The organism is Lacinutrix sp. MEBiC02404, from assembly GCF_053601575.1.
On the sequence record NZ_JBSHNV010000078.1, the window covers coordinates 1 to 8368 of the forward strand.

The window sequence follows — 8368 nt, forward strand, 5'->3', positions numbered from 1 at the left end:
AGAGCAGATAGATTTTCGCACCAGATAATCTGTTTATTATTTAGTTAATTAAAATCTTTGTGACTTCAGTTTTACTTTTAGTTCCGATTTATCTAAGCAAATTTTGTTAATTATAAGTTAGGGAATTAGGTAAGCCCAAACCAAAACAATAGCAGAGAAAATAGAGGATTGACACTGTTTTTGCTAACGTGTTTGTATATGATTAGTGGCGTGTTTCAGCACCTAATTTAGCAAATAAAAACGGAATAGAAAATCTGCAAAGATTTTCGTAAGCAAGCTAAAACCAGCCATTAATTATATACGGTGTTGGCAATAGTTATTTTTCAATATATTCTTTCGCAATGTTATCAATAAGATTTATCCACTGAGATTTTAAATGTTCCTTATCGTCAAATCTTTTTTCATTCCTCAAGTAAGTTTTATATTCAGAGTTATTTAAATTCAATTTTATGAAATATCCGTAATTATGACTAAACCACATTTTTGAAGTTGGTTCAGTTGCTTTTATATCAGTTTCGTTATTGAAATAGAAATCGAGAATATTTGTAAATTCAGAACATTCCTTTATCGGAAACTCTTTAAATTTGTTTTTCTTTTTGGTCTTAATAACTTTTATAGAATCTTTTCCGTTTTTTCTCCAAAAAAATAAATGTGTTGCGTTATTTCCTCTTCCATTATCAAAAGTGTAATAAGCTTGTAAAAGAGTGTCAACTTTTTTTAAAGTTAATTCAGCTCGAAAATCATAAATTGCTTTATCCATTTCAAAGTCAAACTTTTTAAGTTCAGATTGTCCAAATGATAAATTGAAAACAAAAGTTAAAAAGAATAAAAGAATTTTAATTTTTATCGCGATTTTCATAATTATTGCCAACGTGTTTGTATATGATTAGTGGCGTGTTTCAGCACCTAATTTAGCAAATAAAAACCGAATAGAAAATCCGTGAGGGTTTTCGTAAGCAAGCTATAACTAGCCATTAATTATATACGTTGTTATCTATAGGTCTTTTCATAGTTAGCCAGAGTTCAGATGTTTAAATTTTTATATAAATATAATTTAGGAATTCTGGTTTTAGCAACGGTTTAAGCGCAATGATACGTTTCTACTGTCCAGAATAGCTCAGATTGGTTTTTCTTCGTGTAATTCAGTCGTAACGATAAACGCAAGCTTTTTAATCTTGGTTTACTTTATTGATCTTTTTAATCTAAAATTATCTTGGTTTATAAAATCAAACAGAATCCAATCCGTAACGTTTTTCAGATTACATTATTCATCTGAGTAATTATTCCCTTATTGGAAGTTCAGACTTATAGATTTTCCAATAATTTTTGTTGGTGAGTAACTTATAGATAACGTTGTTGTATATGGTTTGTTGCGTGTTTTAAGCACCTAATTTAGCAAATAATTACTAACCAAGAAAGTCCGCGAGGACTTTCGCAAGCAGGCAATAAGCCAGCAATAAATTATATACGGTGTTACCCACTGGCTATTTTAATACAAACTTTCTAAATGCTTTAATTATTTGAAATATAAATATACTTAAAACTATTCTGTGTAATATATCAAGCCAGTATACCAAATTGTTAATATTTTCAGTTCCATATACTACACTAAATCTTCTTGTAGGATTAAGTAATTGGACAAAAAGGTTGTTGTTTTCCCAAAAATATTTTAGAGTACTGACGATGTCTTCGTAATCACAACTAAATTTGAATAAAAAATTTGGTGAAATTAAAACACTTAATAATAAGTAAAAAAATAAAGTTATAACTAAAATAATTCCTGTAGCTTTTGTCCAACTTAAGCCATAATTATTGGTCATATTTACAAGCATTATTATTCTATCTCCTAAACTGTAATTACCAGATTTCAGTAATTCTTTCCTGTAATATTGTATTTCTTTTGCCTGAAAAGCTAAACTATCAATTGCATTTCCATTACTTTTTAAAACTTGTTTGAATTGTCTATAAATTTCACGCTTATTCTTATAGGATTTAGACTTTTGGGATTGGTCAAAATCCGAGACAAGTTGGTCTTCTTCAAACCATTCAATATTTGAGCATATAATTTTGTTGAAAACAGAATTCCCTATTTTTAATTTGGGAAATGATTTAAACGAGAAGTCATTAAATTTTGTAATACCTAAATCACTATTCGTGATTTCAAAACAACTTTGATTATTTCCTTTACTGTTAACGAATGTGATATCACTAAAATTTGTAAAATCTATAACATTCAGGTTCTCAAAAGTGATTTTTTTGAAAATCAATTTTGAATATTCATTGACACCAGATAGGTTAGTTTCTGATATTTCACAGTCACTAAATTTAAGAACTCCTTTAATTTTACTTGTAAATGGTATAGTTAGCTTTTCTATAGACTTATCGTGCCCTTTAAAAACAAAACTTTCACCTAAATCAATTTCTGTAATGTATAATTCTTTAAGAGAAGAAATAATATTCTCTTCATTATTTAGCTTAATTATTAGTTTTCTTTTAAAAGTATCTCCGTGACTAAATATCCCTTTGATTTTTGAAGCAGCGATTTCAACTTCGTCTCCAAAAAAATTATAATTAAATGTAATATCTGTTTCATTATAGATATTCCACAATTTCAACGAATTATTAAAAGTGGATTTTATAAAAGATACACTTGTAGTTTTTACGCTTTCTAGTCGGATAGCAGATTCTATTAGTGAATTTGAAACAGTAAATGATTCCGTTTGAACTTGTCTCAAATCAAATCTTTTAGATATTTCACTTTCTTTAATGTTTATTCCTCCATTTCCTATAACGGACCTTTCGATGATTAATCTATCAACCTTTGTTTTTGCAAATAAATTAAATCCTCTTTCTATTCTAGAGTTTAATATTTTTAAAGATTTGATAGTACAATTATGAAAATATAAACTTGAGTTGAGTGGGAATTTATTTGAATCATATTTTGAAACGATAACATTCGAAAATGCAATTCCTTTTTTAAATTCGCAAAATTCGAAGCTTAAACCACAAATTAAATCAACTTGTTCAACTATTACTTTTTGTTCAAAAACAACATTTTTTATAATGCGATGTTCCCAAGTTATAATATGTTCATTTATTATAACTTGTTCTTTTAGAAGAACTTTATCTGTTTCTAAAATATGCCCAGAGTTAAGTTTAGTGTAGAAATCTTGTTCTTTGATAATTAGCATTAGTTAGCTTGGTTTTGCTTGTGGGTAACGGTCTAGTATAAGAATAGTAGCGGATTTATACGCACTAACTTTTCGGTTAAACACAGAACATTATTATATTTACTCACTTTCGTTTTAGCGATAAACCGCTATTATTTTTATACATTGTTGTGCGGTCGTGCTTAATTCACTTTTAAGGTTATTTCTTTAGAAAATTCAATTTCATAAGGAAATGATGTGTCAAATCTTGGGTTGGTAACATTTCCAGTAGAATCATTTTCAACTTCTCCTTTATGACGATAATTAATTCTTCCGTATGCGGTAAATGAAACTTTAATTACTTTATCTCTAACACCTTTTATCGTTACTTTTCTTTCAACAGTATCTCTATAATCTATATTTCCATTAATTTCTAAGAGGCTTTTTGATACAGGTATCCACCAATCAAGAGAAGCACCAGTTGTTAATCCTTTGTTATAAATTTCTAAAGCATTGGATTCAATATCTTCTTGAATTTGTCTGTATAATTCATCAATTGAATTTACATCAATCTGACAATTTAGTGATACCCAACTATCTGTCAGTGTATAGTTTGTACCGTCTTTTTGAAATGGGTGATTAGCTCCAAAGCCTGTACTTATTAAACTAACACCACTATTAAATTCACTTTTTAAATCGATATTATTTAACCATTCATACAAATTATCACCTGCACCTGCAGAGTCAATTTTGGTTGTATCTGCTACAAAATACTTGACAAGAAGGGAATCAATTTTATTAGCTGCATCGTATGCACTAAAAGTTGCATGTTCAACAGTATTACCTGAATTTAAATATTGATGAACTTCAGTCCATTTCCTATTAATTGATTGCGGTTTCTTTTCTTCCTTCTCTATCTCAACTTCAGTCGTTGTACCATCTTTTCTCGTTTCCTTTACTTTGGCTTTAGTCGCTCCTTTCTCTATTGATTTATTAGCAGATTCGACTGCTTCGGGTATTTTACTTTCTGTTTTTTCATTACTTGAAGATTCATTTAACTTGTTCTTATTTTCTAAAGCCTTTTTGGATAATTCCTGAGCATCTTCATCTGTAATATTTCCTTTCTCTTTTTCCTTATTAATTCTATCTAAATCTCTGTCTATAGTTTTTTCCGTATGTTGCCCCATTTGTGCTTTTACTAAGTCTGTAGCCATTTGACCCATTGCCACAGCACTATCCGCATTCTTTGTTAATGCGGCTAATGCATTCTTTTGATTTTCAGTAAGACCAGATAAATCTCTAAATGAGTCTCCTTTACCTAAAAGTGATAAGACGCTGCTTAAATCAGTTGGGTTAGGTGCTTGAGGCACATTTTGGAAGTTTACAATATTCGTTGGTAAATCTTTGGCTTGTAAATCTCCAGGGTCAGTTCTTCTTGTATTAGTTGAAAGTTCTTGTATAGCTGTTGGTTCATCTGTACAACCGAAACCATGAAATCTAGCTTTGGTATAATCTAACTCTTCACAAGAATTGCAAGATCCCTGAACAGCTTCCATAAAGTAACCACCAGTTGGAAGACTTACTCTAAACGGTTCAATTTTATCTTTGGGCTTGTAGATATCTAATAAATTGTCTTGAGAACGAAAAACAGGGTCAATTCTTAAACCGCTTGCTACTGGCATCACAATACTATTACCAACAATATCAACTATCTCATTTTCCACTAAACTAGAAACACTTCTTCCACTTGCTGCATTTAACTTAACCCCATCAAGCATCATGAACCTTGTATTTCTATCCATGCCTGCAAAAATGAATTGATGCATTTCTGATAAGTGATCATTTAGAAAAGTAAGTAGCAAATTTGCTCTTTCAATTTCCTTTACAGCTGGATTTATTAATTCTCTATTATTTAGTGGTGTTATTAATGAAACGGTATCGTTATTAGACATGTCATTTTTAATTGAATTGTTCAAAAAGATAAATTCATTTAGTGATTGACTTCTATAACTTAAAGCACCAGATTTTACTATAATATTAGAGTTATTAGGAACTGAGTATTCTGAACTAATAACAATTTTTTTAATATCGCTTCTTCTTAAAGTTGGTGTATCATCAGATATATTTAGAGATACTTCAATAGACCCTGATTTATGATATTTTGTAACCTGAGTTACATCTAGTTTAAGATTTGTTCTTATATTTCCATTTACTGCTGTAAACTGTAAGTCTTCAATAAAATCTTTAACAATAACAGGTACAAATTTATCTTCCCAATTCTTTATTTTTTGAGCCTCGTTTCTCTTCCAAAATTCATAACGATAAAAATCTCTATGATGCCCATAACCAAACCTTCTTCTAATAAATGGATGATACCAGTTGCTCCAAGAGGATTGTTGCCATTCATTATTTATAGTGTCATTCCAGCTATCAATATCGTCATCACTTGGATCTTTGAAATTTGGTAAAGGAATATCAAAACTTATTTTTAGTTGTCCAAAAAAATCTTGGATAGTCTCATCTGCTAAAATTCCATTTTGAGAAGGAGTATTATTTTCAATATTTTGTATAGAGTCAAACCCTAAAAACAAATCTTTTGAAGGTACTATTTGTTCTAAAATATGTCTCCAACGAATTGCTTTTTTTGCATCAAATGGAGTTATTTTCATAGGAATAAAAAGACATTCTTTAACATCAACTATTTCTTGTTCAATGGCATAATGCTTCAAAATCTCAAAAAATAGATAATTTACGGAATGACAAAGGTTTTTATTCGCAATGACTTTTGTTGTAGCAGTAACACTTTCATTTTGTGAAACGGATTGAATAACAACTGAACGTTGACTTCTCACAGCTTGGGAAGATTGATTTATTCTTTCCCTTAATTTATTCATAGTACTTGATGACAAGGAACGAGTTGCTTTTTGTGAAGCAACTGAACCAGACACACCTAAAGAAGCAAAAGCACTTCCAACGCCTCCAAGCATAAATCCTCCATATTGTCCAGCACCTGCTGCACCACCACCACCGGCAGTCCCAAACGTTGCACCTATAGATTTTCCTTTTATTTTTTCGCTAAGTGAAGTATTTATTACTTCATTAACATCTCTATCTCTAGAAAAACTTGCTGAAAAATTCTCTCTAGAAATTGTTGATTCAAGTCGAGAAGAATTTTCAGACCTGCTCCAATCTAAGATTGCTACTTGTTCTTTCTCACAAGGCCCTAATGATTTGCTATACTTTACTTCTCCCAATGAATAACCATCAGCTTTCCATCTCATTCTAAAGCAAAGAATATGTCCATGAGCAATTGTAGTAGCTTGGTAAATTGTAGGGGATTCATCCCAGTCAATAGCATTATCAACATCTAATTCAACTCTTGATGCATGTTTATTAGCATAAGATTTTATAAGTTTTTTCTTGATTTTCTCTAATTCTAATAGAGCATTACTAAGTTCTAACTTGATTTTTGGAATTTCTAAATGATAAACTGAAACTTGTGTTGAGTACCTTCCATAGGTGTTGTAGTATTCTAGATAAGAGTCAATTAGTCCTAATAAGCTATTCCCTGCTATTACTAAATCATTTATTGATTCAATGAACTCATCCAATTTTTCAATATTCACTTTAGATTCATTTAAGAAACCCTCAACAGTAACTAACTTATTATTGAAATCTTCCTTTTTAGAATCAATCTGATTTAAAAATACCTGAATTGCATTATTAACTTCTTGTTCCGTTGGAATTCGTATAACTTCAAGATCGAAAATAGGGTTTGCGTATGATTCTTGGTATGTCTGTGTTGTAAATCTGTCAAATGGTGGCATAATGTTTTTATTTAGCTAGTGGTTCAATGTCTATTTGTTTTTTCAATTCTTTTTTTACTTCTAAATGCTCTTTTATCAACGCTACATTGGCTTTAATTTTAGTTGAATGAGTTTCAAAAGATGAGAAATTTGATTTTATGCTATTAAATATAGTTTTCATACTGTCTTTAATTTCATAAAGTTCTAGTTCAGTAATTGTGTTTCTTTCAATTTGAGGGTCAGTAGTTCTTGTAATCGCACAGAAGCTAACTTCTTCTAATGTTCTATTAGGTTTAAATTTAACATTACATTGACCACCACCTAAATCATTTGAATAACTTCCGTTGTCAGAAACTAAATCTTCTGAATTTGGTAAACGAGGGGATTCGTCTTTACATCCACAATCTTCATGAGAATCTTCCTCATCAGATTCGTTTTTGTATGAAAATGGTAAAAGAATAAATTGTGGTATTTTTTTATCTTGAAGTGCCACAGAAATTGGGCTATCAATAAATCCGTTTATAGTTGCAAAACAAAACTCATAATCATCGATAATATAATTACCAGAAAAAGAAGCTTTACTATCTGTTTTTCCTATAAATATTGGAATATATTGATTTGAATCAAATGTGGTAATCGCAGAATCTTTCGTTGCCCAAATAATAATTTGCAAATCGGAAGGGATACTTCCTCCAAGAATGTCAACCACTCTTCCTTTAACTTTATTATCTGAGAAGATATAGCCATCTTCTATAATTTCAAAAGGATTAATTTTAATTATAAATTTCTTTGTAGAATCCTTTTCATCTGCAGTTTTCTCTGAAGCTTTTAATGCTTGTGTGGTGTATAAATCACGGTCAAGCATAGTTCCATTAGGGGCATAAACTTCAATCTTAACTATGTTTTCAACGATTTTAGAATTTTCGGGTATGAAGAATCTAAAATTACCTTTATCATCAGTTAAAACTCTTTGACTTTGAAATGCAGTATTTTCTGAATCTATTATTTGGTCGTAGCTTATTAAAAGATAATATGCTGTAAAATCAAAATCTCCACTAACTGGACTTAATTTACCATTTACGCTTTTTGTTGCCATATCTATTTTGTTTTAATGTCAAAGTTAATTTACTCTATGTTTATTTTGTCAGGGGACTTAACCCTTTTCCTTAGGTTGTTTACCCTTTTATTCAAAAGTAGTTTTACATTCCGCAGTAGAGAAGTGTCACTTGATTATCGGTTGAGTTCATTCGATAATCGTTTCTCTCGCATGCCGCACAACGTGTTTGTATATGATTAGTGGCGTGTTTCAGCACCTAATTTAGTAAATAAAAACGGAATAGAAAATCTGCAAAGATTTTCGTAAGCAAGCTAAAACTAGCCATTAATTATATACGTTGTTATCTATAGGTCTTT

At 30.1% G+C, this 8368-nt stretch carries 4 protein-coding genes; all 4 read right to left on the reverse strand.

The window, feature by feature from the left end; translation table 11 throughout:
* Positions 1 to 316: 316 nt before the first annotated feature.
* Positions 317 to 859, reverse strand: a complete 543-nt coding sequence (locus ACVCXO_RS00490; protein WP_452227638.1) for a hypothetical protein — start codon at positions 857 to 859, stop codon at positions 317 to 319.
* Between the two features lie 625 nt (positions 860 to 1484).
* Positions 1485 to 3191: a hypothetical protein gene (locus ACVCXO_RS00495; RefSeq protein WP_452227639.1), complete on the reverse strand. Its 1707-nt coding sequence runs from the start codon at positions 3189 to 3191 to the stop codon at positions 1485 to 1487.
* Positions 3192 to 3352: 161 nt separating this feature from the next.
* On the reverse strand, positions 3353 to 6976 hold the full coding sequence (locus ACVCXO_RS00500; protein ID WP_452227640.1) for a hypothetical protein: 3624 nt from the start codon (positions 6974 to 6976) through the stop codon (positions 3353 to 3355).
* A gap of 7 nt (positions 6977 to 6983) precedes the next feature.
* Positions 6984 to 8051 carry a hypothetical protein gene (locus tag ACVCXO_RS00505; RefSeq protein ID WP_452227641.1) on the reverse strand — a complete coding sequence of 356 codons (1068 nt, stop codon included), beginning with the start codon at positions 8049 to 8051 and terminating at the stop codon, positions 6984 to 6986.
* Positions 8052 to 8368 lie beyond the last annotated feature (317 nt).

Coding starts and splice junctions, on each gene's coding strand:
- ACVCXO_RS00500 (WP_452227640.1), bottom strand. CDS start 6,976: ATGCCACCATTTGACAGATTTACAACACAGACATACCAAGAATCATAC.
- ACVCXO_RS00505 (WP_452227641.1), bottom strand. CDS start 8,051: ATGGCAACAAAAAGCGTAAATGGTAAATTAAGTCCAGTTAGTGGAGAT.
- ACVCXO_RS00495 (WP_452227639.1), bottom strand. CDS start 3,191: ATGCTAATTATCAAAGAACAAGATTTCTACACTAAACTTAACTCTGGG.
- ACVCXO_RS00490 (WP_452227638.1), bottom strand. CDS start 859: ATGAAAATCGCGATAAAAATTAAAATTCTTTTATTCTTTTTAACTTTT.